Origin of the sequence: Pseudomonas sp. Z3-6 (genome assembly GCF_051131985.1) — a bacterium.
GTDB classification, from domain to species: Bacteria; Pseudomonadota; Gammaproteobacteria; order Pseudomonadales; family Pseudomonadaceae; genus Aquipseudomonas; species Aquipseudomonas zanjanensis.
Genome location: NZ_CP071644.1, coordinates 553,611 through 580,523 on the forward strand (window position 1 = coordinate 553,611; position 26,913 = coordinate 580,523).

Consider the following 26,913-nt stretch of genomic DNA (forward strand, 5'->3'; position numbering starts at 1 on the left):
GAAGCAGCATGGAATGCGCGCAACCAACGCCCGGCGAAGACAGCTCTGTCCTTTTGATTGTTGATGATTACCCTGAAAACCTGCTCAGCATGCGGGCCTTGTTGCAGCGTCAGGATTGGCGGGTGATGACCGCGTCCTCGGGGGTCGAGGCGCTTAACCTGCTGCTTGAGCACGACATCGATCTGGTTCTGCTGGATGTGCAGATGCCCGACATGGACGGGTTCGAAGTGGCGCGCCTGATGCGTGGCAGCCAGCGCACGCGGCTCACGCCGATCATTTTCCTGACCGCCAACGAGCAGTCCCAGGACGCGGTCATCAAGGGCTACGCCAGTGGCGCGGTGGACTACCTGTTCAAGCCCTTCGATCCGCAAATCCTCAAGCCCAAGGTCCAGGCGTTGCTCGAGCACCAGCGCAATCGCCGGGCCTTGCAGCGCCTGAGCCAGGATCTCGAAGCGGCCAGGGCGTTCAATGCCTCGGTGCTGGACAACGCCGCCGAAGGCATCCTGGTGGTGGATGAGAACGGTTGCATCCGCTTCGCCAACCCGTCCACCTGCCGCTTGCTCAATGCCACCGCCGAGCAGTTGCAGGACATGCCATTCCTGGATTTCCTGCAAAAACCGCACATCCCCGAATGGATCGGTTCCGATATCCACAACGCTTATCAGCGTGGTGAAACCTGGCGATTGCATGACGCAGTGCTGCGCACGGCACCCGGCCAGCAAGTGTCGGTGGCCTTGTCCTGCGCCCCGTTGCCTTCGGAGCAGAAGGCAATGGTGGTGACGCTCCAGGACATGTCCGTTGTGCGCCACCTGCACCAGCAACTCGAATACCAGGCCGTTACGGACCCGCTGACCGGCTTGCTCAACCGCCGGGGGTTCTACCAGACCGCGGAAAACCTGTTGATGCGCAGCGAGCGCCTGGAAAGCAACTGGGTGTTGCTGTACCTGGACCTCGATGGTTTCAAGCGGGTCAACGACTCACTGGGGCACGACGCCGGGGACCGGGTTTTGCGCTGGGTGTCGGAGCAGTTGAAGGCGTGCCTGCGCCCCTTCGATATTCTGGCGCGGCTGGGTGGGGACGAGTTCACGGCGCTGCTGGACCTGGAGTTTCCCGAGCAGGCGGCGAAGATCGCGGAGAAGCTCATCGAGCGCGTCGCGATCTGCCAGCAGATCGAAGGCATGGACGTGGCGCTCGGCGCCAGCATCGGCATTGCGACCTACCCCGACTGTGGCGCCAACCTCGATGGGCTGCTGCGGGCGTCCGACATCGCCATGTACGAAGCCAAGCGTGCCGGCCGCCAGCAATACCGTTTCTACGATCACGAAATGAACGGGCGGGCCCGTTCACGGCTGATGCTGGAAGAGAGCGTGCGCTCGGCTATCGAGAACCGTGATTTCAATATGGTCTACCAGCCGCAGGTGAGTATCGTCGACGGGCGGATCCGCGGATTCGAGGCGCTGTTGCGCTGGCAGCACCCGAGCGTCGGCGATGTGCCGCCGGGGCTGTTCCTGCCGTTGCTGGAAGAGGCGCGGTTGATCAGTCGGCTGGGCAGTTGGATCTATCATCGCAGCGCGGCCCAGCGCAAAGTCTGGGAGCGCTTGTTCGCGGACGACCTGGTGTTGGGCGTGAGCCTGAGCAGCACTCAATTCGGTATGCCGAACCTGGTGACCGAGTTGCGCCAGGTCCTGGAACGCCATGCCTTGAAGCCTCGGCAACTGGAGGTCGAGGTGACCGAGGATGCGCTGATGCGCAACCCCGATGAAACCCAAAAGCAATTGCGTCTGCTGCGCCAACTGGGCGTGCGGGTGGCCTTGGATGACTTTGGTTCGGGGCCTTGTTCGCTGGCGCATCTGCGCGACCTTGAACTCGATACCCTCAAGCTTGATCGGCACTTGATCGCCCGTTTGCCAGGGTCGCCCCGGGATGCGGCGTTGGCGGCCTCGGTGATCGACCTGTGTACGCAGCTGGGCTTGCGGGTGATCGCCGAAGGGGTGGAAACCCGCGAGCAGTATCAGTGGCTGCAGGCCCATGGCTGCGAGTACGTGCAAGGGTTCCTCGTGGCGCGACCGTTGATGGCCGAAGACACCAATGCCTTCGCCACGCCCTTCGACTGGAGCGCGGTGCAGGCCTGAATTCGCTACACTGGCGGCCTCTTGTGACTGTGTTGCCCTCTTGATGACCGCACTCAAATACCTCCAGGCCTATCCTGCCGCCCTGCAAGCCCAAGTGCAGCAATTGATCGCCCAGGACCGCCTGGGCGAATACCTGCAACAGCGCTATCCGGGTCGGCATCCAATCCAGAGCGACAAGGCCCTGTACGGATATGCGCTGGACCTCAAGCAGCAATACCTGCGTAACGCACCGGCCATCGACAAGGTGTTGTTCGACAGTCGCCTGGACCTGACCCACCGCGCCCTCGGCCTGCACACCGCGGTGTCGCGGGTACAGGGCGGCAAGCTCAAGGCCAAGAAGGAAATCCGCATCGCGGCGCTGTTCAAGGACGCAGCGCCCGAGTTCCTGAAGATGATCGTTGTGCACGAGCTGGCGCACTTCAAGGAGTCAGACCACAACAAGGCCTTCTACCAACTCTGCGAACACATGCTGCCGGGCTATCACCAGTTGGAATTCGACCTGCGGGTGTACCTGACCTGGCGGGACCTGCAACCTCACAAGGAATGACCGGATGGACGTGAGCAAGACCAAGACCAGTTTCTACCGTCGCCTGTACGTGGCTTACCTGATCGACAGCGGCCTGGCCAGCAACGTCCCGGCGCTCACCGAAGCCACCGGCATGCCCCGGCGTACCGCCCAGGACACCATCGCCGCGCTGGCTGACCTGGATATCGTGTGTGAGTTCGAGCAAGAGGACGGCGCGCGCAACCATGCCGGGCGGTATCGGATTCGCGATTGGGGGGCGATCGATCGGGGGTGGATCGAGGGGAATTTGCCGCGGATCAAGGCGGTGCTTGAGTATCCCTGAATACTGGTTGTGTCTGGCCTGACGCCTTCGCGAGCAAGCCACACTCCCACAGTGTGGTCTTCTGTGGGCACAAAATCTGTGTCCACCTCGGAACCCTTGTGGGAGCGGGCTTGCTCGCGAAGGGGATCTTAAGGACGATGCATGCCGATGTGTGGAATCCCATCCTCCATGTATTCCACCCCCACCACTTCAAACCCATACCGCCCGTAATACCCCTGCAAATGCGCCTGGGCCGACAACGAGATCGATACGCCGGGCCAATGCTTCTCGGCCTGCTTGAGGGCCTTTTCCATCAGCGTATGGCCCAACCCCTGGCCGCGTGCCTGTGGCGCGATGATCACGCGCCCGACCACCACGTCGCTGTTTTGCGAGTGCGGGTCGAGCAGGCGCAGGTAAGCCACCAAGTGGTTGTCGTGCCAGGCCATCAAGTGGCAGGTGTCGCCCTCCAGGTCCAGGCCGTCAACGTCCGGGTAGGCGCAGTTCTGCTCGACGACGAACACCTCGGCGCGCAGCTTGAGGACGGCATACAGCTGCTCCTTGCTCAGGTCAGTGTGATGTTTGCAGACCCATTCGATATCCATTTTTTGAATTTCCTGAAGAACCTGATGCCGATAGTAAGCGTGCTTGGCTCGGAAGTCTCTTGCTTGCACGACCCGAAAATCTGTGACAAAGACCAAAATGCCATCATTCCTTTGTCGCGGGACTGTCGTCTTTGTGTAATCTTCATGGCAGCGCTGCGCAGCGGTTCCAATGAGCTAATGTTAGGACCGGGTGTCCGAGGATGCCCGTTGGGTTTGGGCTAAAAACAAACCGGGCTTTGAACCCGTCAAGGATGTTTGGCATGCCGCGATTGCATCGAGCTCTTGCATTGATCGGGTTGCTGTTGCTGAGCTACGAAGCCTGTGCGCAGAAGTTGCGCCTGGTTGCCGATGCCTGGCCGCCCTTTACCGATTCCACCCTGATCAATGGCGGCCTGGCGACCGACATCGTCAGCACGGCCCTGGCGCGGGCCGGTTATGCCACGGACTTCGAACAAGTGCCCTGGGCCCGGGCGATGCTGGGTATCGGCGAGGGCCGCTATGATGTGCTGATCAATGCCTGGTACAGCGAGGAGCGCACGCACATAGGCCGGTTCTCGGCCGAGTACCTGCTCAACCGCGTGCGCTTCATCAAGCGCAAGGACGAAGCGATCCAGTTTGATAGCCTGCCCCAGTTGCGTGCGTATCCCATCGCCGTGGTGCGTGGTTACGCCTATTCCAAGGCGTTCGACGAAGACCCGAAAATGCAGAAAGTGCCGGTGCACAATTTCGCCATGGCGGTGCGCATGCTGGCGGCCGACCGGGTGAAGTTGACCCTGGAGGACGAGTACGTCGCCCGCTATTACCTGGCCCGTGAATCGCCCACGGTGCGCAGCGCCGTGGAGTTCCTGCCCAAGCCCTTGAGCGAAAACAGCCTGCACATCCTGGTCAGCCTGAAGAACCCGGAGCATGAGCAGATCGTGGCCGGGTTCGATCGGGCGATCGCGGCGATGAAGGCGGATGGGAGTTATGACCGGTTGCTCAAGCAACATGGTATGTGAGCTTAAAGGTTGATTTGCCTGGACTGGCCTCTTCGCGAGCAAGCCCGCTCCCACATTTGGAATGCGTACTCCTGTGGGAGCGGGCTTGCTCGCGAAGGGGGCGGCCCATTCCCTACAACCCTCAAGCCTCGCCAGTGTCCTTGATCAGATGCGCCGCCAACGTGCGCAACGGCCCCAGCTGCCGACAGATCAACCCCAATTGCGTCTGCACCAACCGCTGTCCTTCGTCGATCTCATCAGGCATCTGCTCCAACTCACTGGCCAGGGCTTCCTCTTCATCGCTCTGGATCGCGATCGGCTGTTTGCTTGCCAGGCCTTGTGCGATTTCGTCGATGCTCGCCGCCAGTTTCACCCCGGCACCGTCGATCAATTGTTCGCGTACTTGCGTCGGCAACTCGGTGCCGCGATGGGCGCCCAGGCCTGACAGGTAGCTGAGCAGGGTGTGGGACAGCACCAGGAAGCGGAAGCCCACGTCGGCTTCCTTGCGGAAGTGCCCCGGCTCCATCAGCATGTTGGCCAGCGTGGTGGACAGCGCGGCATCGGCGTTGTGGGCGTTGCGTCGGGCCAGGCGATAAGCCAGGTCGTCGCTTTTGCCGGCGGCGTATTGCTGCATGATCTGGCGCAGGTAAATGCTGTTGCAGGTCAGCGTGTTGGCCAGCACCTTGTTCAGCCGCCGACCTTGCCAGTCGGGCAGGAACAGGAACACCGCCAGCCCGGCGATCAGGCTGCCCAGCAAGGTATCGAACAACCGTGGCAGCAGCAGCCCGTAGCCGTCGCCCACCTGGTTGAAGCAGAACAGCACCATGACGGTGATCGCCGCCGTCGCCAGGGTGTAGCGGGTGGTGCGGTTGGTAAAGAACACCACCCCGGCGGCAATGGCGAAGCACGATTGCACCAGCGGATTGGGAAACAGGTCGAACAGCGCCCAGGCCACGGTCAGGCCGATGGCGGTGCCGATGATCCGCTGGCCGAGCTTGCGCCGGGTGGCGCCATAGTTGGGTTGGCAGACGAACAGCGTGGTGAGGATGATCCAATAACCCTGGGACGGGTGGATCAGGTGCACCATGGCGTAGCCCACGCTCAGGGCCAGGGGCAGGCGCAGGGCATGGCGGAACAGCAGCGAGGTGGGCGTGAGCTGGGTGCGCAAGCGCAGCCAGACGTCCTTGAGATTGCGCGGCGAGCGGTCCAGCAGGCTGCTGTCGGTGGCGTCGGCCAGGGCGTCGGGGTTGCTCGCGTCGCTGAGCAGGCGGTCCATGGTGCCCAGGTTCACCGACAGGGCTCGCAACGACCGCAGCAAGCCGCGCCAGGCCGGGTTGCTCTGGATGCGCAGGTGTTCGAGGGACGCGTGCAGGTCGTTGAGGGCTTCGGCAAAAGTATCGTCGTAGATGAATGGCTGGCGCAGTTGGATCGATTCGGCCAGCGCCTGGCAGGCCTTGCCTTGCTGGCGCAGCAGGCGTTGGCAGCGGAACAGCACGTCGCTGTGGAAGAACGCCTCGGCCAGGGCGTTGTAGGGATAGTGGGACGAGCTGGCCCGTTCGTGGATGTCCTGGGCCAGGAAGTACAGCTTCAGGTAGCGGCTGACCTTCGAGCCGGGCCGGCCATTGCCGACGCGGTGCAGGATGATTTCCTTCGCGCTGTTGAGCGCAGCGACCACCCGACCGTTTTGCTGGGCCAGCTCCAGGCGGCGTGCTTCGATGTCCAGTTGGCGGATCGGCTCCAGGAGCGATGATTTGAGCTTGAGGTAGCGTCCCAGTTCGCGAAACAGCCGCGCCAGGCTTTGCTGCACCGGCTGGTTGGAAAACAATGCCTGCCACACGACCGACAGCACGCCGTACCACGCGGCACCGGCGACCAATAGCAGGGGTTCGTGCCAGAAATCGTTGACGGCGACGCCGCGCTGGTCCACGCCGATCATGGTGTAGACCGAAAGAATCAGGGTTGCCGAGGCAATTGCGCCATAACGTTCGCCCAAGGCGCCAAGCATGGTCAGGCCGAATGCCGCCAGGGCCAGGGCGACGATGAACAGGATGGGGTAGGGAAACAGCAACTCCACCGACAGCGCTGCGGTGCTGAAACACAGCAGCGTGACTGCCAGCGCATTGAGGCGGCCCTGCCAACTGTCGTCGGTCTCGGCCAGGGCGCTGGCGATGATGCCCAGGAACAAGGGAATCAGCAGCGCCATCTCGTCCAGGTACCAACACAACCCCATGCTGCCGGTCAGGGCGATGAAGACCCGCACGCTATAACTGAACTTATCCAACGCCCAAAGGCGACGCAAAGACTGGCTAAACGAGTTCGCTGACATGAAGTGCACGGGCCTGACGGGCAATGACGCTAAATTGAGGCAGTAATGACGCCGACGCAATGGCGGCGATCACATCTGGCAGCAAAAAGTGTTCCGATGTCCGCCGCCGAGCTACTGTAGGAGCGGGCTTGCTCGCGAAAGCGGTGTGTCAGCCGCTATTGAATTGCCTGATACACCGCCTTCGCGAGCAAGCCCGCTCCCACAGGGTTTATTACCCACATTCGAGTCGTGTCGGCTCAGACGTACTGCGCCGCCGCATACCCGGAAGCCCAGGCCCACTGGAAATTGAACCCGCCCAGGTGCCCGGTGACGTCCAGCACTTCGCCGATGAAATACAGGCCCGGGCTTTTCAGCGACTCCATGGTCTTGGACGAGACTTCCCGGGTGTCGACGCCGCCGAGGGTGACTTCGGCGGTGCGGTAGCCTTCGGTGCCGGCGGGGACGACATTCCAGCTCGCCAGTTTCTCGGCGATGTCCGCCAGCTCTGCGTGGGTGTATTGCTTCATGGGTTTGGACACGAACCAAGTGTCGGCCAGCAGGTTGGCCATTTTCTTGGTGAACAACTCGCCCAGCAGAGTCTTGAGTTCGCTGTTGGGGCGTTCGGCCTGTTGCTGTTGCAGCCATTGCGGCACATCGTGGTCGGGCAGCAGGTTGATCTGCACCGTGTCCCCTGGTTCCCAGAACGAGGAAATCTGCAGGATCGCCGGGCCGCTCAGGCCGCGATGGGTGAACAGGATGTTCTCGCGAAAACTCTGGTCGTTGCAGCTCACCAGGCAATCTACCGAGGTGCCCGAGAGTTCAGTGCACAGGGCCTTGAGCTGATCGGTGATGGTGAACGGCACCAGGCCGGCGCGGGTCGGCAGCAGTTCGTGGCCAAACTGTTTTGCCACCTGATAACCGAAGCCGGTTGCCCCGAGCGTGGGGATCGACAGCCCACCCGTGGCGATCACCAGGGATTGGCAGGCGAGGGCGCCGAGGGTGGTTTGCAGCCGGTAGCCGCCGTCGGTTTTTTCGATCTGCGTGATCGAGGTGTCCAGGTGCAGGCTGACGCCGGCCTGGTCGCATTCATCCAACAGCAGGCCGAGGATGTCGCTGGACTTGTTATCGCAGAACAACTGGCCGAGCTTTTTTTCGTGATAAGGCACGCCGTGCTTGGCCACCAGCGCGATGAAATCCCACTGGGTGTAGCGGGCCAGGGCCGACTTGCAGAAGTGCGGGTTCTGCGACAGGAAATTGCCCGGCTCGGTGTACATGTTGGTGAAATTGCAGCGCCCGCCGCCCGACATGAGGATTTTCTTGCCGGCCTTGTTGGCGTGGTCCAGCAACATCACCTGCCGCCCGCGCGCGGCCGCGGTCAGCGCGCACATCAACCCTGCGGCGCCAGCGCCAATGATCACGACTTCGGTAGAGCGCAAAACGGTGTCCTCGCACAAAAATTTAATGTTCACCGACAAACCAATGTGGGAGCGGGCTTGCTCGCGAAGGCGGTGGGTCAGTCGACATTGAATCGACTGGTCCTCCGCATTCGCGAGCAAGCCCGCTCCCACAAGGGATCTCTGTTGGGTTGGAGATCGCTTTACAGGATCCGCACCCGCAACGAGCGGCCCTTGATCTTGCCATCGTTCAAGCGCTGCAAGGCCTGTTTGGCGATGCCGCGTTCCACGGCCACGTAGGCCTGGAAATCGAAGATCGCGATCTTGCCGACCTGGGCGCCAGGGATGCCGGCGTCGCCGGTCAGGGCGCCGAGGATATCGCCAGGGCGGACTTTGTCCTTGCGCCCGGCGCCGATGCACAGGGTGCTCATGGCCGGCAGCAGCGGGCCGCCACCCTGGGGCTTGAGGTTGTCCAATTGGTCCCAGCTCAGCGGTGACTTCTGCAGTTGCTCGATGGCCTGGGCGCGGTGGGCTTCGGACGGCGCCACCAGGCTGATGGCGATGCCTTTCTCACCGGCGCGACCGGTGCGGCCGACACGGTGGATGTGGATTTCCGAATCCCGGGCCAGCTCGACGTTGATCACCATGTCCAGGGCGTCGATGTCGAGGCCGCGGGCCGCTACGTCGGTGGCCACCAGCACCGAGGTGCTGCGGTTGGCGAACATCGCCAGCACCTGGTCGCGGTCGCGCTGTTCCAGGTCGCCGTGCAGGCCGACGGCCGAGATGCCCTTGGCCGTCAGGTGGTCGACGGTTTCCTGGACTTGCTGCTTGGTGAAGCAGAACGCCACGCAGGAGGCCGGGCGGAAATGGGCCAGGACCTTGACCACCGCGTCCATGCGCTCCTCGGGGGAGATCTCATAGAAGCGCTGCTCGATCTGCGCATCGGAGTGCAGCGCCTCGGCCTTTACTTGCTGCGGGTTGCGCATGAACTTGGACGACAGTTGCTTGATGCCCACCGGGTAGGTGGCGGAGAACAGCAGCGTCTGGCGGCGTTCCGGGGTCTGCTGAATGATATCTTCGATGGCGTCGTAGAAGCCCATGTCGAGCATGCGGTCGGCTTCGTCGAGGATCAGCGTGTTGAGGCCGTCCAGGACCAGCGAGCCCTTGCGCAGGTGCTGCTGGATGCGCCCCGGCGTGCCGACGATGATGTGGGCGCCGTGTTCGAGGGAGGCGATCTGCGGGCCGAAGGACACGCCGCCGCACAGGGTCAGGACCTTGATGTTGTCTTCGGCGCGGGCCAGGCGACGGATTTCCTTGGCGACCTGGTCGGCCAGCTCGCGGGTCGGGCACATCACCAGAGCCTGGCAGCCGAAGAAGCGCGGGTTGATCGGGTTCAGCAGGCCGATGCCGAAGGCGGCGGTCTTGCCGCTGCCGGTCTTGGCCTGGGCGATCAGGTCCATGCCCTTGAGGATCACCGGCAAGCTTTGCGCCTGGATCGGCGTCATCTGGGCATAACCGAGTGATTCGAGGTTAGCCAGCATGGCGGCGGACAGCGGCAAAGTATTAAAAGCGGTGGCAATGGTGGTCACGGGACTGGCCTGCAAAACAAAATGTCGCGCAGTGTAGCAGCCTCGTGCCACTTTCTTCGAAAGTTCTGGACGAGCTGTGGCGCAGTTCTGAAGTGGGCGAATTCCCTGTGGCGAGGGAGCTTGCTCCCGCTGGGGCGCGAAGCGGCCCCAAACCGGCCAACACGGTGCCCCTGGAAGTCCGCGTCGCCTGGATTGCGTCTGCTGCGCAGCCGAGCGGGAGCAAGCTCCCTCGCCACAAAAGCCCTGAAGCCTTAAAACCGTCCGAGTCCTACCTAGTGCTCGATATGCTCATCCGGCCGCTTGTCCCGCCGCCCATCCTGCTTCGACAACTGGGAAAAGATCGTCGCCGCCAGCATCGCCATGATCCCCACCGTCACGAACGTCAGTTGGAATGCGCCCAGCACCGTCTCCACCCCATCGTTGCCCACCTGGGCGGTAAAGCCGCCCAGCAGCGCGCCGGCGCAGGCCACGCCGAGGCTCAGGGACAGTTGCGCCACCACCGACAACAGGCTGTTGCCGCTGCTGGCACTGGCGTCGTCCAGGTCGATCAGGGTCACGGTGTTCATCGCGGTGAATTGCAGCGAGTTGATCGCCCCCAGCACCGCCAGTTGCGCCAGCAGCAGCCAGTACGGCGTCTGTTCGCTGACCAGGCCCATGCTCGCCAGCATCAGGCCCAGGGCCAGGGTGTTGCTGGTCAACACGGCGCGGTAGCCAAAGCGTTCGATCAGCGGTCGGGCCACGGATTTGGCGACCATGGCCGCCGCCGCCAGGGGCAGCATGCTCATGCCGGCCTGGGACGGTGAATAACCCAGGGCGACTTGCAGCAGCAACGGCACCAGGAACGGCAAGGCACCGCTGCCCAGGCGCGCGAAGAGGTTGCCGAGAATACCGACGGCGAAGGTCCGGGTCTTGAACAACGACGGTGGGAACAGCGCATTTTCGACATGCCCGGCCCGCAGCCAATAGGCCGCCAGGCAGGCCATGCCGCCGAACAGCAGCAACATCACCCGTAGGTGCGGCAAGTGCAGTTCACCCAGGCCTTCCATGGCGATGGTAATCAGCACCATCGCCGCGCCGAACAGCAGGAACCCCAGCCCATCGAACCGCGTGCGCTCGCTGCCACGCAGGTCGGGGATGAATTTCCACACCGCGTAGCAGCCGATCACGCCCACCGGCAGGTTGATGATGAAGATCCAGTGCCAGGTCAGGTATTCCACCATCCAGCCGCCCATGGTCGGGCCGATCAGTGGGCCGAGCAGGCCAGGGATCGTGATGAAACCCATGATCCGCACCAGTTCCGAGCGCGGATACGCCCGCAGCACCACCAGCCTGCCCACCGGCAGCATCAGCGCACCGCCCAGGCCTTGGACGACCCGGGCGCCGATCAGCATGCTCAACGAATTGGACAAGGCGCACAGCAGTGAGCCGAAGCTGAACAGCAGGATCGCCCCGAAGAAAATCTTCTTGGTGCCGAAGCGGTCGGCGATCCAGCCCGACGCCGGGATCAGCAACGCCACGGTGAGCATGTAGGCAATGATCACGCCTTGCATGCGCAGCGGGTTTTCCGCCAGGTCGCTGGCCATGGCGGGCAGGGCGGTGTTGAGGATGGTCCCGTCCAGGGACTGCATGAAGAAGGCAATCGCCACGACCCACGGAAGCCAGCGGGCGGTGACGGCGTCGAGCGGGGCGCGGTTGGGCATGGGACCTCTTGTATGAAAAGTGAACAATTACCTGGGGCGAGGGGATCTTGAAAAAAACAATTACCAGTGGCAAGGAAGCTCTTGTGGCGAGGGAGCTTGCTCCCGCTGGGGGGCGAAGCACCCCCAAAACCGGCCAACACGGTGTGCCTGAAAGATTGCGTCGCCTGGATTACGACTGCTTCGCAGCCGAGCGGGAGCAAGCTCCCTCGCCACGGGAACTGCGTGTTATAGCGTCAGCGTGAGCCTCTTCACCAACGCCCCCGGCAACAACATCGAGGCCGTGGCCCGCTGGCTGTAGGTGCTGGCCGAGAGCAGAAGTTCCCGCTCCCGGGTCAGCGCTTCGAGTTGCGAGCCCAGCAGGCTGTAGACGCTGTCGTCGAAACGCATCGTGCTGACCGGTGCCTGGATCTGGCCGTTCTCGACCCAGAACGTGGCGAAACGGGTCATGCCGGTCAGGCGTGCCGCCGGTTGGTCCGAGTAGTTCAGGTACCAGAGGTTGCTGATGTACAACCCTGTGCCAAGTGCCTCAAGGATGTACTTCTGCTCCAGTTGCCCGCCCTGCATGTCCAGCGCCGTGGGGTATTCGTAGCGGCTGGCGCCGTTGGCCGCGAGGCCGTATTCGGCGGCGCTGCGGGAGTTGACCAATTGTGCGTTGGCCATGCCCTTGGCGATCAGCCCCAGGTCGTCGCGGGGATAACCTTCGTCGGAAAACGCCGGGCTCAGGGAGCCGCTGACCTGCTCCGTGAGCCACACGTTGGGACTGAAGTGGGTTTCGCCAGCATAGAACTTCTGCAACGGGCTCTGTTTGCTGGCAATGGCCTGGGCCGAGAACCCGCCCCAACTGAGCATGCCCATGATCTCTTCCAGGGCGGCCGGCGCCAGATAGGCGCGGTATTCGCCGGGCGGCAACGTGCGCAGCGGGCGGCCGAGAAACGCCAGTTGCTCGCGGGCCTGCTCGAAACGTTGGGCAAATCCTTCGCTGCTCCACACATGCCCGGCGTAGCTGGCTTTCACTGCCTGGCCGTTTTCATGGAACAGGCTGAAATCGAAGTTGAAGCTGTTGGCCTGATGCCAGCCGAACGCGCCCGAAGAACTGGCGAAACCTCGGCTGATGGGCCCGGCGGCGTAGAAGCCCACCAGGTCCAGGCCTTCGGCGGCGCGGGTGATTTCGGCAACGGCCTGCTCCGTCTCGGGCAGCGGATGGTCCTGCACATTGTTGCTCTGCCAGTGATGATGGTTGAGCAGCAGGTACGGATCGCGGGGTAGCAGCGGCAAGGTTTCGCGCAGTTGCTGCAAGCCTTCGGACAGGCGTTGCACATCGGCCTCGGGGTCGCCGGACAGAGTAATCTGCAAGTCGGCGTGGCGACCGTCGTCGATCAATTTGAAGCTGACATTGGCCTGCTGCACCTGCCCGGCCTGGCGGACCTTGCCGTGGTTGAAACGCACGAAGGCCGAGGATTCGGCGGCGTAGCCGAGGGTGAACTGTTCAGGCGTACGCAGGGCGCCGCGCAGCCAGTCGACCAGAACCTTGAATGCCTCGGCCTGATTATTGGTGGTGCTCATCAGGCATCTCCCCCAAACACATCAACATTGTTGAACACACAGGCTGGCGACGCATGGCCGACGCGGATGACCTGATTCGGTTCGCCCTTGCCGCAGTTCGGCGTGCCAAGGACTTGCGAGGTGCTGGCGTCGCCCACGGCGCGCAGGCTTTTCCAGAATTGCGCGGAAATGCCTCGGTAGTTGGGGTTCTTCACCACGCCCTTGAGCTCGCCGTTCTCGATCAACTGGCCCCATTCGCAGCCGAACTGGAATTTGTTGCGGGCATCATCGATGGACCAGGAGCGGTTGGTGCGCATCAGCACGCCGTGCTCGATGCCCTGGATCAATTGTTCCAGGGATTGGTCGCCGGGCTCGATGTTCAGGTTCGCCATGCGGTCGATGGGCGGCCGATTCCAGCCGCAGGCGCGGCTGTTGGCGACACCGTCCAGGCCGGCACGGAATTGCGACAGTGCCCCACCCAATGGACGCAGCAGCAGTCCTTCGCGAATCAGGAACTGCTTGCTGGCGGCACTGCCGTCGTCGTCATGGCTGTAGCTCGCCAGTTCTTCGGGAATGTCCGGGTCGAAGGTTACGTTTAGCAGATCGGAGCCGTATTGCAGGTGGCCGAAATCGCTGGCCTTGACGAAGCTGGTACCGGCGTAATTGCGCTCGTCCCCGAGGATGCGGTCCAGTTCCAGCGGATGGCCGATGGACTCGTGGATTTGCAGCATCATCTGGTCGGGCATCAGCAGCAGTTCGCGGGGACCTTGCGGGGTGTTCGGCGCCATCAGCAATTGCAAGGCCTGGTCGGCGATTTTCGGCCCGGCGCCGATCAGGCCGCAGCGGCTGATCACGTCGAAGCCGCCTTGCTGGCCGAAATTCTCCCGACCCAGGGTGCGGGTCTGGCTGTCGTGACCGTCGAAGGCGGTGACGTCCAGGGCCGGGTAGATGAAGCGTTGGGCCTGGCGCAGTTCAGCGCCGGCGCTGTTGAGGTAGATCTGCTCGACCTGGGTCAGGCCGATGCTGGCTTGCCAGTTTACCAGGCGTTCGTCCCGGGGCACCGCGGCCGATTCGTCGCCGAGCAGTTGGTAGCAGTCGCTCAACGGCGGGAAGGCCTGGTCGAAATGCGGCGAGAAGTAATCGGCGCGGTCGCTGGACACCGCTTGCCCGCGCAGGTCGAGCAGGGCATGGGGCTTGAGCTGGCGCGCGTGGTGCTCGGCGCGTTGCAGTGCTGCTTGCAGGCCGGCCTGGGACAGGTCGTTGGTGGCGGCATAGGCTTCGACCCCGTTGACCCGCACGGTGAGCATCGCACCTTCATCACGGTTCAGGCTGGGCGGTTCGGCGACGTTCTTGCGCACGGACAAATGCTGGCCGGATTCGCGCACATAACGCAGGGAAAAGAATTCAGCGCCCGTGCGCAAGGCAGCGAACCGCTGCTTGAGCCGGGGGTGGAAGTCGAACATGAAACCTCCTTGTCTGGAGTGGCGATGCAGCGAGGTGCGGCGCAGTGACGCGGTGGCTCTAGAGTAGGCCTGGGGTGGGGGAGGGATCAAGGTGGATGGGATTTTGCGGTGTCAGGCCGTACACCATCGTCGGATCGCCGCCCGGAGCAAGCTCGCTCCCACAGTGGGTTTTCAGTGGTCACAAAAATCTGTGTTCCACCGCCAATCCCCTGTGGGAGCGGGCTTGCTCGCGAAGACGGCGGTACATTCAACATTGATGCAAGCTGACCCACCGCTTTCGCGAGCAAGCCCGCTCCAACATTGGGATCTTCGGTGGTCACAAAATCTGTGTTCCACCGCCAATCCCCTGTGGGAGCGGGCTTGCTCGCGAAGACGGCGGTACATTCAACATTGATGCAAGCTGACCCACCGCTTTCGCGAGCAAGCCCGCTCCCACAATTGGCATCTTCGGTGGTCACAAAATCTGTGTTCCACCGCCAATCCCCTGTGGGAGCGGGCTTGCTCGCGAAGACGGCGGCACATTCAACATTGATGCAAACTGACCCACCGCTTTCGCGAGCAAGCCCGCTCCCACAATTGGGATCTTCGGTGGTCACAAAGTCTGTGTCCACCACCCAACCCTTGTGGGAGCGAGCCTGCTCGCGAAGGCCGCGCCGCGGTCATGAGTCTTACTGTGCAGCCGTCGCCACTTCACGCAACGGCTTGCCGCGCACCGGCGCATCACCGGCCACGTAGTACGGTGCGGTGCTGCGCGGCAGGGGCTTGCGACCGCGGATCTTGTCGGCGATTTTCTCGGCCATCATGATCGTCGGTGCGTTGAGGTTGCCGGTGGTGATGATCGGCATGATCGAGGCGTCGACCACGCGCAACCCTTCCATACCGTGCACGCGGCCTTCGCTGTCCACCACGGCCATGTCGTCGGTGCCCATCTTGCACGAGCAGGACGGGTGGAACGCGGTTTCGGCGTGCTCGCGAATGAACTGATCCAGTTGTTCGTCCGTCTGCACCTCGATACCCGGGCTGATCTCGCGACCACGGAACGGATCGAGCGCCGGTTGCTGCATGATCTCGCGGGTCAGGCGGATGCCATCGCGAAATTCCTGCCAGTCCTGCTCGGTCGCCATGTAGTTGAACAGGATGCTCGGGTGCTGGCGCGGGTCCTTGGACTTGGCCTGGATCCGACCACGGCTGGGCGAACGCATGGAGCCCATGTGTGCCTGGAAACCATGCTCCTTCACGCCGTTGCTGCCGTTGTAATTAATCGCCACCGGCAGGAAGTGGTACTGGATGTTCGGCCATTCGAAATCCGGGCGCGTGCGGATGAAACCGCCGGCCTCGAACTGGTTGCTGGCGCCGATGCCGGTGCCGTTGAACAGCCATTCGGCACCGATGGCTGGCTGGTTGTACCAGAGCAGCGACGGGTACAGCGAGACCGGTTGGGTGCAAGCGTATTGCAGGTACAACTCCAGGTGATCCTGGAGGTTTTCACCGACGCCCGGCAGATCGTGGACCACCGGGATGTCGAGGTTTTCCAGCAGCTTGGCCGGGCCGACGCCGGAGCGTTGCAGGATCTGCGGCGAGGCGATGGCGCCGGAGCACAGCAGCACTTCCTTGCGCGCCCGGGCTTCGACGCGCTCTTCGGCGGCGCCCACCAGGTAACGCACGCCGACCGCGCGCTTGCCTTCGAACAGGATCTTGTCGGTCAAGGCATGGGTGACAATGGTCAGTGTCGAGCGTTTCTTGGCGACGTCCAGGTAACCGCGGGCGGTGCTGGCGCGACGGCCATTGGGCGTGACGGTACGGTCCATCGGGCCGAAACCTTCCTGCTGGTAGCCGTTGAGGTCCTCGGTACGTGGGTAACCGGCCTGCACGCCGGCTTCGACCATGGCGTGGAACAACGGGTTGTTGCCAGCCTTGGGCGTGGTCACGCTGACCGGGCCGTCGCCACCGTGGTAGTCGTTCGGGCCGATGTCGCGGGTTTCGGCCTTACGGAAATACGGCAGGCAATCGAGGTAGGTCCAGTCTTCCAGGCCCGGCAGCTTGGCCCAGTTGTCATAGTCCAGGGCGTTGCCGCGGATGTAGCACATGCCGTTGATCAGCGAAGAACCGCCCAGGCCCTTGCCGCGACCGCACTCCATGCGGCGGCCGTTCATGTGCGGCTCCGGGTCGGTCTCGTAGGCCCAGTTGTAGCGACGGCCTTGCAGGGGGAACGCCAGGGCAGCGGGCATTTGCGTGCGGAAGTCCAGGCGATAGTCCGGGCCGCCGGCTTCGAGCAGCAGGACGGTGACGCCTTCGTCTTCGGTCAGGCGGGTGGCCAGGGTATTACCGGCCGAGCCGGCACCGATGATGATGTAATCGAATTCTTGGGACATGAAATGCACCCTCTTTTTGAATTGGGTTCAGGTCGCGGTCATCGAGTGCCATATTCTCTGTGGCGAGGGAGCTTGCTCCCGCTCGGCTGCGTAGCAGTCGCAAACTGGGCGACCGTGTTCTGTCTGGATGACCTTGAGGCCTGAGTCGGGGCCGCTTCGCGGCCCAGCGGGAGCAAGCTCCCTCGCCACAAAGGCCCCGGCCTCAGGCTCGGTGTCGGATCAGAACACCGACGTGTAATCGCCCAACTCGACCTGTACCGATTTGATGCGGGTGAAGTTGTTCAGCGAGCTGATACCGTTCTCACGGCCCACACCTGATTGCTTGTAGCCACCGACCGGCATTTCCGCTGCCGATTCGCCCCAGGCGTTGATCCAGCAGATGCCGGCTTCGAGCTGGTGGATCACGCGGTGGGCGCGGTTCAGGTCGCGGGTCACGACGCCGGCGGCCAGGCCGAAGTCGGTGTCGTTGGCGCGGCGGATCACTTCTTCTTCGGTGTCGTAGGTGAGGATGCTCATCACCGGGCCGAAGATTTCTTCACGCACGATGGTCATGTCATCGGTGCAATCGGTGAAGACCGTCGGGGCGACAAATGCGCCCTTGGCGAATTCGCCTTCGGTCAGGCGACCGCCGCCGCACAGCAGGCGCGCGCCTTCGGCTTTGCCTTTCTCGATGTAGCCCAGCACGCTTTCCATGTGGGCGAAGCTCACCAGCGGGCCGAAATTGGTGTTTTCGTCTTCTGGGTTGCCGACGCGGATGCGCGCCACGCGCTCGGCGATCTTGGCTTCGAAGGCGGCCTTGAGGTGGCTCGGCACGAACACGCGGGTGCCGTTGGTGCAGACCTGGCCGGAGCTGTAGAAGTTGGCCATCATCGCGGTGTCGGCGGCGCGATCCAGGTCGGCGTCGTCGAAGATGATCAGCGGCGACTTGCCGCCCAGCTCCATGGTCACGTCCTTGAGCGACGAGCTCGAGGCGCTGGCCATGACTTTCTTGCCAGTGTCGGTGCCGCCGGTGAAGGAAATTTTCTCGATGCGCGGATGCTCGGTCAGCCAGGTGCCGACTTCACGGCCGCTGCCGGTCAGGACGTTGAACACGCCCGCTGGAACGCCGGCTTCGGTGTAGATCTCGGCCAGTTTCAGCGTGGTCAGCGAGGTGACTTCGCTCGGTTTGAAGATCATCGCGTTGCCGGCGGCCAGGGCCGGTGCGGATTTCCACAGGGCGATCTGGATCGGGTAGTTCCACGCGCCGATACCGGCCACCACGCCCAGGGGCTCGCGGCGGGTGTAGACGAAGGATGTGGTGCGCAGCGGAACCTGCTCGCCTTCGATGGCAGGCACCAGGCCGGCGTAGTATTCCAGCACGTCGGCACCGGTGACGATGTCGACGTATTTGGTTTCGGAGAAGGATTTACCGGTGTCCAGGGTTTCCAGGGCGGCCAGTTCATCGTTGCGCTCGCGCAGGATTTCCACGGCGCGACGCAGGATGCGCGAACGCTGCATGGCAGTCATGGCGGCCCAGACTTTCTGGCCCTTTTCGGCGCTGACCACGGCGCGCTCGACGTCCTCGAACGTTGCGCGCTGCACCAGGGCGAGTACTTCACCGTTGGCCGGGTTGATGGCTTCGAAAGTGGCGTCGCCGCTGGCATCGCTGTACGCGCCATCGATGTAGAGTTTTTGCAGTTCGAAACGGGCCATAAAGTCCTCGCAAGTGCATGAGTGGTTGGCTGGCCACCGAGCGTGTCGTTTATAGCTGACTACGCGCTGCGGTGACGGTTCAGGAGTCGAGCGGTTCTGTGTGCTCTGGCGCTCCTGTTTTGGCCAGTTGGAAATCCATGTATTCGTAAGCGATCTGGTGCGCCTGGGCGGTATCGAACGCGTCTCCCGACAGCGCGCCGCGCAGCCACAAACCGTCAATCAGCGCGGCCAGGCCCCGTGCCGCGCTGCGTGCCTGGTCAACGGGCAACACGCGGCGGAACTGGCAACACAGGTTGGAATACAGACGGTGATCGTTGATCCGCTGCAACCTGTGCAAAGACGGGTGATGCATGCTGGTGGCCCAGAAGGCCAGCCAGGTTTTCATTGCCGGGCCGTTGACCTGGCTGGCGTCGAAGTTGCCTTCGATGATCACCTTGAGGTGAGCCCGCGGACTCGAGTCCTCCAGCGCCTGCCGCCGCGCGGTGACGTTCTCGCTCAGGACGCTCATCAGGTACTGGGCCGTGGCCGCGATCAGGCCGTTCTTGTCCTGAAAGTAGTGACTGATGATGCCGTTCGAAACACCTGCCAAACGAGCGATCAGCGCAATGCTGGCGTCCCCCATGCCGACCTGATCGACCGCTTGCAACGTCGCTTCGATCAATTGTTGGCGGCGGATGGGTTGCATACCGACCTTGGGCATCTAGCACATCTCCTTAGGCCCGCAGGCGGACGAGTGCAGTCCGTCATGGCGAGGGCCAGTCTATTTTGTTTTGATTGAACGTTCAATCAACAAAAAATAAGTTCTATGACAAGTCGTCGCTATTTGCCGGGGCGAGGACTTTTGGGGATGTCTTTATAACACTCGTCGGTTGGCTGCCCACCCGTCGATTGGTTGAAATGAGGCGATGCAGCGAGCTCCTTGTGGCGAGGGAGCTTGCTCCCGCTGGGTTGCGGAGCGACCCCAAACCGGCCAAGCACGATGTACCTGAAGGTTCGTGTCGCCTGGATTGCGACTGCTGCGCAGTCGAGCGGGAGCAAGCTCCCTCGCCACAGTTATCAGCATTCCAAGCTCAGTATCAGCATTCCAAGCTCAGTATCAGCATTCCAAGCCCAGTATCGGCATTCCAAGCCAGTACCAGCATTTCAAACCTGGTATGAGCATCAGCCTTGGAAGGCCCAAACAAAAACGCCGCGATCATCTCGCGGCGTTTTTGTGTGCGGGGGGCTTAGCCCAGGTTCTTGCCGAGCAGTGCGTGGTACAGCTCGCTGTCGCCCAGGATCCCGACGACTTTCTGATTATCGTGGAGCACCAGTTTGTTGCCGGTCTGGTAGCGAATCTGCAACGCATCGCGCATGCCGATGTTGGAGTCCACCAGGGTCGGACGTCGGCCCAGGCCTTCGACCGCTTGGCCTGGAGCCCAGTTTTGCAGGTCCAGGGCCGCGCCGTTCTGCCGGGCGCCCTTGATGGTGTTGCCGTCGGCCAGGTCGAGCCAGGAGTCGCCGCCCGGGTCCAGGCACACCGAGCCGTTGATGCGCTTGCAGTTGTCCAGGGTGCGCATCAGGCTGCGGCCGCAGAGGACGTTGAGCGGGTTGGTGTGGGCGACGAAGGTGCGCACATAGTCGTCGGCCGGGTTCAGCACGATTTGCTCCGGCTTGCTGTACTGGATGATCCGGCCGTCTTTCATGATCGCGATACGGCTGCCCAGCTTCAGGGCTTCGTCGAGGTCGTGGCTGACGAACACGATGGTCTTGCTCAGCTTGCGTTGCAGCTCCAGCAGTTCGTCTTGCAGGCCTTGGCGGATCAAGGGGTCGAGGGCCGAGAACGGTTCGTCCATCAGCAGGATGTCGGCGTCCATCGCCAGGGCGCGGGCCAGGCCGACCCGTTGCTGCATGCCGCCGGACAATTCGTCGGGCTTCTTGTTGCGCCACTGGGTCAGGCCTACCAGCTCAAGCTTCTCATCCACCAGCTTCTTGCGTTCCTTCTCCGGTCGGCCCTGCATTTCCAGGCCGAAGCTGATGTTCTCGCGCACCGTCAGCCAAGGCATCAGGGCGAACTTCTGGAACACCATGGCGATGCGCTTGGTGCGCATCATCTTCAGCTCGGCGGGGGTGCAGGACGCAATGTCGATCTGCCGGCTTTCGTGCTCGACGAACAGCTTGCCGCGGCTGACGGTGTTCAAGCCGTTGATGCAGCGCAGCAGGCTGGACTTGCCGGAGCCGGACAGGCCCATCAAGACACAGATTTCGCCTTTCTCGATGTCCAGGCTGGCTTTTTCCACGCCGACGATTTGCCCGGTTTTCTTCAGGATTTCGTTGCGGGTCATGCCCTGGTCGAGCAGCTTGAGGGCCTCGCGAGGGTCCCTGGCGAAGATCACGTCAACGTCTTCAAAGCGAATTATGCTCATGCGTCACCCCCTACTTTGGCGTCGGGTTGTTTGCAGATTCGGTCGAGCATGATCGCCAGCAGGACGATCGCCAGGCCGGCTTCGAAGCCCAGGGCGATATCGGCGGTGTTCAATGCGTTGACCACGGGTTTGCCCAGGCCATCGGCGCCCACCAGCGCGGCGATCACCACCATCGACAACGACAGCATGATGCACTGGGTGATACCGGCGGCGATGCTTGGCATGGCATGGGGCAGTTCGATGCGCGACAGGAGCTGGCGACGGGAGCAGCCGAAGGCTTTACCGGCGTCCATCAGTTCGTCCGGAACGTCGCGGATGCCCAGGTAGGTCAGGCGGATGGGCGCGGCAATCGCGAACACCACCGTGGAGATCAGGCCCGGGACCACACCCAGACCGAACAGGGTCAGGGTAGGAATGAGGTAAACGAAGGTCGGTACGGTCTGCATCAGATCGAGCACCGGACGCATCATCGTGTAGAACATCGGCTTGTGCGCGGCAACGATGCCCAGCGGCACGCCGATCAGTACGCAGACCAGGGTCGCGAACAGCACCTGGGCGAGGGTTTCCATGGTCTCTTGCCAGTAACCCAGGTTGAGAATCAGTAGAAAGGACGCGATGACAAATACAGTCAGGCCCCATTTGCGCTGGATGAAGTGCGCCAATAGCGCAATGAGGCCGATCAGGGCCAGGGGGTTGAACCAGGTCAGCGCAAACGTCACGCCGTGAATCATCGTTTCCAGGAACAGCGCGATTGCGTCGAAGGTGTTGGCGCCGTTTTGCGTCAACCATTCGACAAAGCCCGCGATGTACTGGCCCAAGGGTATTTTCTGATCAATAAGCATGGTAGTGAACGTCCGCATGCAAGGGAATAAACAGCCCGGGCGAGCGAACTCGCCCGGCATAACATAAGCAGTTATTGCGCAAGCTTGGCTTTCACGGCCTCCAGGCCAGGTTTACCGTCAATGGTGGTCACGCCAGCGAGCCAGGTATCGAGTACCTGTGGGTTTTTCTTCAGCCAGGCCTTGGCGGCGGCCTCAGGTTTCATCTTGTCGTCGAGCACGTTGCCCATCAGCGTGCTTTCCATGTCGACGGTGAACTCCAGGTTTTTCAACAGCTGGCCAACGTTGCTGCATTCCTGGCTGTAGCCCTTGCGGGTGTTGGTCGCCACGGTCGCGGCACCGAAGTCGGGGCCGAAGAAATCGTCGCCGCCGGTCAGGTACTGGATCTTGAAACGGGTATTCATCGGGTGTGGCGCCCAGCCGAGGAACACCACGTCGGTGCCACGCTTGGCGGCGCGATCGACCTGCGAGAGCATGCCCGCTTCACTCGACTCGACGACTTTGAAGCCGGCGTCCTTCAGGCCGAAGGCGTTCTTTTCGATCATGCTCTGGATCAGGCGGTTGCCGTCGTTGCCCGGCTCGATGCCGTAGATCTTGCCGTCGAGTTCTTTCTTGAATTTGGGGATGTCGGCGAAGTCTTTCAGTCCCTTCTCATACAGGCCCTGGGGCACTGCGAGGGTGTACTTGGCGCCCTTGAGGTTGGTGCGCACGGTTTCCACGGTGCCGGCTTCGCGGTAGGCCTTGATGTCGTTTTCCATGGTCGGCATCCAGTTGCCGAGGAACACGTCCATGTTTTTGCCATCGGCCAGGGACTTGTAGGTCACGGGTACGGAAATCATGGTGGTCTTGGTCTTGTAGCCCAGCGCATCCAGCACCACGCTGGTGGTCGCCGTGGTCACGGTAATGTCGGTCCAGCCGACATCGGAGAAGTTGACGGTGCTGCACTTTTCGGGTTCTGCGGCGTTGGCCAGCATCGGAAGACTCAGCATGGCGGCCAACAACAACGGCTTGGAACCTTTCATGGGTGGACTCCTGGTGTTTTATCGGCGGTGTCCGGTCAGGACAACCGCGCTTATGGATGTTGCGGTTGGTGGCGCGTGGGCACTCTTCTGACACGCGGCCTTGCAAACGAGCCGTAACCGATCATGTACCAGTGCAAATCTGACGCCTACAGGGTGGGTCGTATCCAGTACAGGGATGGTCGCATCCAGTGTCGGTGACGTCGTTTACAGATTTTTTCCGCCCCCGATGGACCTCTGACACGCAGAAAAACGCCGCAAAACCGGGGGCAGGGAGGGGCGGCGTTGCTGGGCATGATTGCGTCGGTGTCAGACGTCGGGCACCCAGGCAAAAACCGGATGATGCGGCCATCCCGGCGTTGAGCGTAGCAGCTCCGTCACCGGACGCTCCTGCGCCCGGATGTGCCTGTTCTGGAGGTTATCGGCAATGGCAATCAGCGTTTTCGACTTGTTCAAAATCGGTATTGGCCCGTCCAGTTCCCACACCGTGGGCCCCATGCGTGCCGCGGCGCTGTTCGTTGAAGCGCTGAAGGCCAAGGCCCTGCTCAATGATGTGCGTCGGGTCGAAGTGCAATTGTTCGGTTCGCTGTCGGCCACCGGCATCGGCCACGGCAGCGACAACGCCGTGATCATGGGCCTGATGGGGGAGTGGCCGGACGCAATCGACCCGTCGCAGATCGGCCCGCGCATCGAGTTGCTGCGTGGAACCCAGACCCTGCTGCTCGACGGTCGCCTGCCGGTACCGTTCGTATGGTCCCGGGACATGCGCTTGATCGACGAGAACCTGCCGTTCCACCCCAATGCGATGACCCTGGTGGCCGAGGGCGCCGACGGCGAGCTGCACCGTGACACGTATTACTCGGTCGGCGGGGGCTTTGTCGTCGATCAGGCCCAGGCCACCAGCGGCGTGGTGGACTTGGATCGCACTGAGCTGCCGTACGATTTTTCCAGCGCCGAAGAATTGCTCCAGTTATGCCGCACTCACGACCTGCGGGTGGCCGAGTTGATGCTGGCCAACGAAAAGGTCTGGCGTTCCGAGGAAGAGATTCGCAGTGGCCTGATGAAACTGTGGCGGGCCATGCAGGACTGCGTCGAGCAGGGCCTCAAGCACGAGGGCATCCTGCCGGGCGGCTTGAATGTGCGTCGGCGCGCGGCCAAGTTGCACCGCAGCCTGCAAGAGCTGAACAAGCCCAATGTCATCGGCTCGACCCTGAGCGCCATGGAGTGGGTCAACCTGTTCGCCCTGGCGGTCAACGAGGAGAACGCCGCCGGCGGGCGCATGGTCACCGCGCCGACCAACGGTGCGGCGGGAATCATCCCGGCGGTGCTGCATTACTTCATGAAATTCAGCGAAGCGGTCACCGACGCCAACGTCGTGGATTATTTCCTGGGTGCGGCGGCCGTCGGGATCCTGTGCAAGAAGAACGCCTCGATCTCCGGCGCCGAAGTCGGCTGCCAGGGCGAGGTGGGATCGGCTTGCGCCATGGCGGCGGCGGGCTTGGCGGAGATCCTCGGGGCCACGCCGGAGCAATTGTGCAACGCCGCGGAAATTGGCCTGGAACACAACCTCGGCCTGACCTGCGACCCAGTCGGTGGCCTGGTGCAGGTGCCGTGCATCGAGCGCAACGCGATCGCCGCGGTCAAGGCCATCAACGCCGCCCAAATGGCCTTGCGGGGTGACGGCCAGCATTTCATCTCCCTGGACCGGGTGATCCGCACCATGCGCGATACCGGTGCCGACATGCATGACAAATATAAAGAGACTTCGCGCGGTGGCTTGGCGGTCAGTGCGGTGGAGTGCTGAAACCTTGTTTGCACAATGCTCTGTGGCAAGAGGGTTCTCTGTGGGAGCAAGCTATGCTCCCACAGAGATTCCCTTTATCCACGAGATCGAAAACCGCTCGTAAAATGAACACCCATCCGCAAACGCGCCACCTTTTAGCGCGTCGCAAACAGATAAGGCGTGACTTGTCGGTCACGACTTTGTACGCCGCCCCACCGTCCGTCCCCGCGCTTGCGGTGACAACCCTCGCGCAAACGGCGCAGCCCAGTTCCCACAAGTGCTACCGAACTGCTCACGGCCCTTTGTGACCGGTGCCTGCCGCCATGGATGGCAGCTAAAACCTGGACTTGATCCACCCCTTATATAGACAGGCCGCCATGTCGTTTTCAGGATTTATTGAACACGCATTCAATTTTAGGCATGGCAATTGCTCTATCCCGATAAAGCCCCGTCTCACGCAAGAGAATGATGGGCAATAACAAGAGCCTCCGCCTGAGGCCATCACCCGCTTTGTGTGAGGAGATACCGCGATGACGACGTCCAACTCCGGGGCCCAACCCCAGAACCGTGCGCCTCAATCCATCGGCTTTTTGCTGCTGGACAATTTCACGCTGATTTCCCTGGCGTCCGCGGTAGAACCGCTACGCATGGCCAACCAACTGTCCGGTCGCGAGCTGTATCGCTGGACCACCCTGACCGTCGACGGCGGCCAGGTATGGGCCAGTGATGGCTTGCAGATCACCCCCGACGCCTCCATGCACAAGGCACCGCCCTTGGACACGGTCATCGTCTGTGGCGGTATCGGCATCCAGCGCACCGTAACCCGTGAACACGTGTCATGGCTGCAAGGCCAGGCCCGCCAGTCCCGTCGCCTCGGCGCGGTCTGCACCGGCAGCTGGGCCCTGGCATGCGCCGGCCTGTTGGACGGCTTCGATTGCAGCGTGCACTGGGAATGCCTGGCGGCGATGCAGGAAGCTTTCCCGCGGGTATCGATGAGCACCCGCCTGTTCACCCTCGACCGCAACCGCTTCACCAGCTCCGGCGGCACCGCGCCGCTGGACATGATGCTGCATCTGATTAGCCGCGATCACGGTCGTGAGCTGTCGGCGGCGATCTCGGAAATGTTTGTCTACGAGCGTATCCGCAACGAGCAGGATCACCAGCGTGTGCCGCTCAAGCACATGCTTGGCACCAACCAGCCGAAGTTGCAGGAAATCGTCGCGTTGATGGAGGCCAACCTCGAAGAGCCGATCGACCTGGACGAATTGGCGGTGTACGTCGCTGTATCCAGGCGTCAGCTGGAGCGGTTGTTCCAAAAATACCTGCACTGCTCGCCGTCGCGCTATTACCTCAAGCTGCGGCTGATCCGTGCGCGGCAACTGCTCAAGCAGACGCCGATGTCGATCATCGAAGTGGCCTCGGTGTGCGGCTTCGTCTCCACCCCGCACTTCTCCAAATGCTACCGCGAGTACTTCGGCATTCCACCGCGCGACGAGCGCGTCGGTTCCAACACCACGCAACAGGTGGCGATGATGCCACTGCCGCAGGCGCTGGTGCTGTCGCCATTGTCCGGGCCGCTGTCGGCGCTGAGCCAGGCGCGTAATGAGTCGACGTTTGCCAGTGTGAGGCTCTAAACCGCAGCGCTTTTGTGGCGAGGGAGCTTGCTCCCGCTGGACCGGGCTGGCGCTCCAGCGCGCAGCGGTCCCAAGCTTTTTGGGGCTGCTACGCAGCCCAGCGGGAGCAAGCTCCCTCGCCACAAGGTCAGGCGCTATGGTTCTGCTGGTATTGCGTCAACGCCGGCAACAGCTGCTTATCGATCGCCTGGCGCACGGCTGGCAGGATGGTGGCGCTGCTGGTGTACATGTCCTTGACCATCCGCCGCAATTCATTGGCGCGGGCCCTGTCCAGCCCGCGCACGGCGCATTCGCATGCCTGCTCGGCGGTGGAGCCGCTGGGTATTTGCAGTCCCAGGGCCTTGAGGTGGCCCAGCAGGTCTTCCTGGTCGATCAAATCGGCGTGCATCATGACGCTTTTCCTTGTTCAGGGATTGGGGTCGTGTCTCGATTCTGGTAGCCACCCGAAGCGGCGGCAAGGGTAAATGGTCGCAATGTCATGAATGACTATGGAGGCGTCGTTTTCGGCTAACTTGCCCGGGCCTGGACTGGGCACACTGGGCCCAAGCTGAATCACGATGGTTTGGTCACCCTCGCGCGACGGCTCCTCCAGTAACGCTCCTGCCCCGATCCTGTCACGGCTTGATCGGGGATTTTTT

At 62.4% G+C, this 26,913-nt stretch carries 20 protein-coding genes; 6 read left to right on the top strand and 14 right to left on the bottom strand.

All coding sequences use genetic code 11. The annotated features are described in order from the left end of the window. Nucleotides 1-8 precede the first annotated feature (8 nt). From J3P88_RS02510 to J3P88_RS02520, 3 genes are read left to right on the top strand one after another with little or no spacing between them, the layout of a single operon-like run. Entirely contained in the window at nt 9-2,132 is a 2,124-nt protein-coding gene (locus tag J3P88_RS02510; protein ID WP_434573832.1) for a putative bifunctional diguanylate cyclase/phosphodiesterase, read from the top strand. A 43-nt stretch (nt 2,133-2,175) separates the two neighbouring features. Further along, the gene (locus J3P88_RS02515; protein WP_186707108.1) at nt 2,176-2,679 is read left to right on the top strand and encodes a M48 metallopeptidase family protein; all 504 of its coding nucleotides are present in this window, start codon (nt 2,176-2,178) and stop codon (nt 2,677-2,679) included. A gap of 4 nt (nt 2,680-2,683) precedes the next feature. After that, nucleotides 2,684-2,980, top strand: a complete 297-nt coding sequence (locus J3P88_RS02520; RefSeq protein ID WP_186707109.1) for a winged helix-turn-helix domain-containing protein — start codon at nt 2,684-2,686, stop codon at nt 2,978-2,980. A gap of 128 nt (nt 2,981-3,108) precedes the next feature. Here the strand turns inward: J3P88_RS02520 and J3P88_RS02525 are convergent, their stop codons facing one another. Beyond that, nucleotides 3,109-3,561 (bottom strand): GNAT family N-acetyltransferase, encoded by a 453-nt coding sequence (locus tag J3P88_RS02525; RefSeq protein ID WP_434573834.1) that lies wholly within the window; start codon nt 3,559-3,561, stop codon nt 3,109-3,111. 260 nt (nt 3,562-3,821) lie between these two features. Between J3P88_RS02525 and J3P88_RS02530 the strand changes: the two genes are divergently transcribed. After that, a complete protein-coding gene (locus J3P88_RS02530; protein WP_186707111.1) occupies nt 3,822-4,559 on the top strand; it encodes a substrate-binding periplasmic protein in 738 nt (245 codons plus the stop codon). Nucleotides 4,560-4,680: 121 nt separating this feature from the next. Here J3P88_RS02530 and yccS read toward each other — a convergent pair whose 3' ends face one another. The 12 genes from yccS to J3P88_RS02590 all read right to left on the bottom strand — a co-directional run bounded on the left by yccS (nt 4,681) and on the right by J3P88_RS02590 (nt 22,861). Further along, nucleotides 4,681-6,864, bottom strand: a complete 2,184-nt coding sequence (gene yccS / locus J3P88_RS02535; RefSeq protein WP_186707112.1) for a YccS family putative transporter — start codon at nt 6,862-6,864, stop codon at nt 4,681-4,683. A 236-nt stretch (nt 6,865-7,100) separates the two neighbouring features. After that, the gene (locus J3P88_RS02540) at nt 7,101-8,279 is read right to left on the bottom strand and encodes an NAD(P)/FAD-dependent oxidoreductase (protein ID WP_411385845.1); all 1,179 of its coding nucleotides are present in this window, start codon (nt 8,277-8,279) and stop codon (nt 7,101-7,103) included. 161 nt (nt 8,280-8,440) lie between these two features. Next, complete coding sequence (gene dbpA, locus J3P88_RS02545; protein ID WP_238349432.1) at nt 8,441-9,778, bottom strand: ATP-dependent RNA helicase DbpA; 1,338 nt, start codon at nt 9,776-9,778, stop codon at nt 8,441-8,443. Nucleotides 9,779-10,098: 320 nt separating this feature from the next. Beyond that, nucleotides 10,099-11,526, bottom strand: coding sequence for a multidrug transporter subunit MdtD (mdtD, locus tag J3P88_RS02550; RefSeq protein ID WP_186707115.1), 1,428 nt, complete (start codon nt 11,524-11,526; stop codon nt 10,099-10,101). A 225-nt stretch (nt 11,527-11,751) separates the two neighbouring features. Then, nucleotides 11,752-13,089, bottom strand: coding sequence for a TldD/PmbA family protein (locus tag J3P88_RS02555; RefSeq protein WP_434573837.1), 1,338 nt, complete (start codon nt 13,087-13,089; stop codon nt 11,752-11,754). After that, nucleotides 13,089-14,531 (bottom strand): TldD/PmbA family protein, encoded by a 1,443-nt coding sequence (locus J3P88_RS02560; protein WP_434573839.1) that lies wholly within the window; start codon nt 14,529-14,531, stop codon nt 13,089-13,091. The genes J3P88_RS02555 and J3P88_RS02560 overlap by 1 nt, the downstream gene beginning before the upstream one ends. A 668-nt stretch (nt 14,532-15,199) precedes the next feature. Then, nucleotides 15,200-16,903, bottom strand: coding sequence for a choline dehydrogenase (betA, locus tag J3P88_RS02565; RefSeq protein ID WP_434573841.1), 1,704 nt, complete (start codon nt 16,901-16,903; stop codon nt 15,200-15,202). 219 nt (nt 16,904-17,122) lie between these two features. Next, the gene (gene betB / locus J3P88_RS02570; RefSeq protein WP_186729176.1) at nt 17,123-18,595 is read right to left on the bottom strand and encodes a betaine-aldehyde dehydrogenase; all 1,473 of its coding nucleotides are present in this window, start codon (nt 18,593-18,595) and stop codon (nt 17,123-17,125) included. Between the two features lie 79 nt (nt 18,596-18,674). After that, entirely contained in the window at nt 18,675-19,295 is a 621-nt protein-coding gene (betI, locus tag J3P88_RS02575) for a transcriptional regulator BetI (RefSeq protein ID WP_186707120.1), read from the bottom strand. A 526-nt stretch (nt 19,296-19,821) separates the two neighbouring features. After that, nucleotides 19,822-21,000 carry a choline ABC transporter ATP-binding protein gene (gene choV, locus J3P88_RS02580; protein WP_186707121.1) on the bottom strand — a complete coding sequence of 393 codons (1,179 nt, stop codon included), beginning with the start codon at nt 20,998-21,000 and terminating at the stop codon, nt 19,822-19,824. Continuing rightward, nucleotides 20,997-21,842 (bottom strand): choline ABC transporter permease subunit, encoded by an 846-nt coding sequence (gene choW / locus J3P88_RS02585; protein ID WP_014340605.1) that lies wholly within the window; start codon nt 21,840-21,842, stop codon nt 20,997-20,999. The genes choV and choW overlap by 4 nt, the downstream gene beginning before the upstream one ends. Before the next feature lie 71 nt (nt 21,843-21,913). Continuing rightward, on the bottom strand, nt 21,914-22,861 hold the full coding sequence (locus J3P88_RS02590) for a choline ABC transporter substrate-binding protein (RefSeq protein ID WP_186707122.1): 948 nt from the start codon (nt 22,859-22,861) through the stop codon (nt 21,914-21,916). Between the two features lie 424 nt (nt 22,862-23,285). Between J3P88_RS02590 and J3P88_RS02595 the strand changes: the two genes are divergently transcribed. Both J3P88_RS02595 and J3P88_RS02600 read left to right on the top strand, forming a co-directional pair. Continuing rightward, complete coding sequence (locus J3P88_RS02595; protein ID WP_434573845.1) at nt 23,286-24,662, top strand: L-serine ammonia-lyase; 1,377 nt, start codon at nt 23,286-23,288, stop codon at nt 24,660-24,662. 509 nt (nt 24,663-25,171) lie between these two features. Then, nucleotides 25,172-26,275, top strand: a complete 1,104-nt coding sequence (locus J3P88_RS02600; RefSeq protein ID WP_042731607.1) for a GlxA family transcriptional regulator — start codon at nt 25,172-25,174, stop codon at nt 26,273-26,275. Nucleotides 26,276-26,402: 127 nt separating this feature from the next. On the opposite strand, the gene J3P88_RS02605 is transcribed toward J3P88_RS02600, so the two are convergent. Next, nucleotides 26,403-26,666 carry a hypothetical protein gene (locus tag J3P88_RS02605; protein ID WP_186707124.1) on the bottom strand — a complete coding sequence of 88 codons (264 nt, stop codon included), beginning with the start codon at nt 26,664-26,666 and terminating at the stop codon, nt 26,403-26,405. Between the last annotated feature and the right edge of the window lie 247 nt (nt 26,667-26,913).

What these genes read in the sequence shown, in the direction of transcription:
- J3P88_RS02510 (WP_434573832.1), top strand. Translation starts at nt 9, where the DNA reads ATGGAATGCGCGCAACCAACGCCCGGCGAAGACAGCTCTGTCCTTTTG.
- J3P88_RS02515 (WP_186707108.1), top strand. Translation starts at nt 2,176, where the DNA reads ATGACCGCACTCAAATACCTCCAGGCCTATCCTGCCGCCCTGCAAGCC.
- J3P88_RS02520 (WP_186707109.1), top strand. Translation starts at nt 2,684, where the DNA reads ATGGACGTGAGCAAGACCAAGACCAGTTTCTACCGTCGCCTGTACGTG.
- J3P88_RS02525 (WP_434573834.1), bottom strand. Translation starts at nt 3,561, where the DNA reads ATGGATATCGAATGGGTCTGCAAACATCACACTGACCTGAGCAAGGAG.
- J3P88_RS02530 (WP_186707111.1), top strand. Translation starts at nt 3,822, where the DNA reads ATGCCGCGATTGCATCGAGCTCTTGCATTGATCGGGTTGCTGTTGCTG.
- yccS (WP_186707112.1), bottom strand. Translation starts at nt 6,864, where the DNA reads ATGTCAGCGAACTCGTTTAGCCAGTCTTTGCGTCGCCTTTGGGCGTTG.
- dbpA (WP_238349432.1), bottom strand. Translation starts at nt 9,778, where the DNA reads ATGCTGGCTAACCTCGAATCACTCGGTTATGCCCAGATGACGCCGATC.
- mdtD (WP_186707115.1), bottom strand. Translation starts at nt 11,526, where the DNA reads ATGCCCAACCGCGCCCCGCTCGACGCCGTCACCGCCCGCTGGCTTCCG.
- J3P88_RS02555 (WP_434573837.1), bottom strand. Translation starts at nt 13,089, where the DNA reads ATGAGCACCACCAATAATCAGGCCGAGGCATTCAAGGTTCTGGTCGAC.
- J3P88_RS02560 (WP_434573839.1), bottom strand. Translation starts at nt 14,531, where the DNA reads ATGTTCGACTTCCACCCCCGGCTCAAGCAGCGGTTCGCTGCCTTGCGC.
- betA (WP_434573841.1), bottom strand. Translation starts at nt 16,903, where the DNA reads ATGTCCCAAGAATTCGATTACATCATCATCGGTGCCGGCTCGGCCGGT.
- betB (WP_186729176.1), bottom strand. Translation starts at nt 18,595, where the DNA reads ATGGCCCGTTTCGAACTGCAAAAACTCTACATCGATGGCGCGTACAGC.
- betI (WP_186707120.1), bottom strand. Translation starts at nt 19,295, where the DNA reads ATGCCCAAGGTCGGTATGCAACCCATCCGCCGCCAACAATTGATCGAA.
- choV (WP_186707121.1), bottom strand. Translation starts at nt 21,000, where the DNA reads ATGAGCATAATTCGCTTTGAAGACGTTGACGTGATCTTCGCCAGGGAC.
- choW (WP_014340605.1), bottom strand. Translation starts at nt 21,842, where the DNA reads ATGCTTATTGATCAGAAAATACCCTTGGGCCAGTACATCGCGGGCTTT.
- J3P88_RS02590 (WP_186707122.1), bottom strand. Translation starts at nt 22,861, where the DNA reads ATGAAAGGTTCCAAGCCGTTGTTGTTGGCCGCCATGCTGAGTCTTCCG.
- J3P88_RS02595 (WP_434573845.1), top strand. Translation starts at nt 23,286, where the DNA reads ATGGCAATCAGCGTTTTCGACTTGTTCAAAATCGGTATTGGCCCGTCC.
- J3P88_RS02600 (WP_042731607.1), top strand. Translation starts at nt 25,172, where the DNA reads ATGACGACGTCCAACTCCGGGGCCCAACCCCAGAACCGTGCGCCTCAA.
- J3P88_RS02605 (WP_186707124.1), bottom strand. Translation starts at nt 26,666, where the DNA reads ATGATGCACGCCGATTTGATCGACCAGGAAGACCTGCTGGGCCACCTC.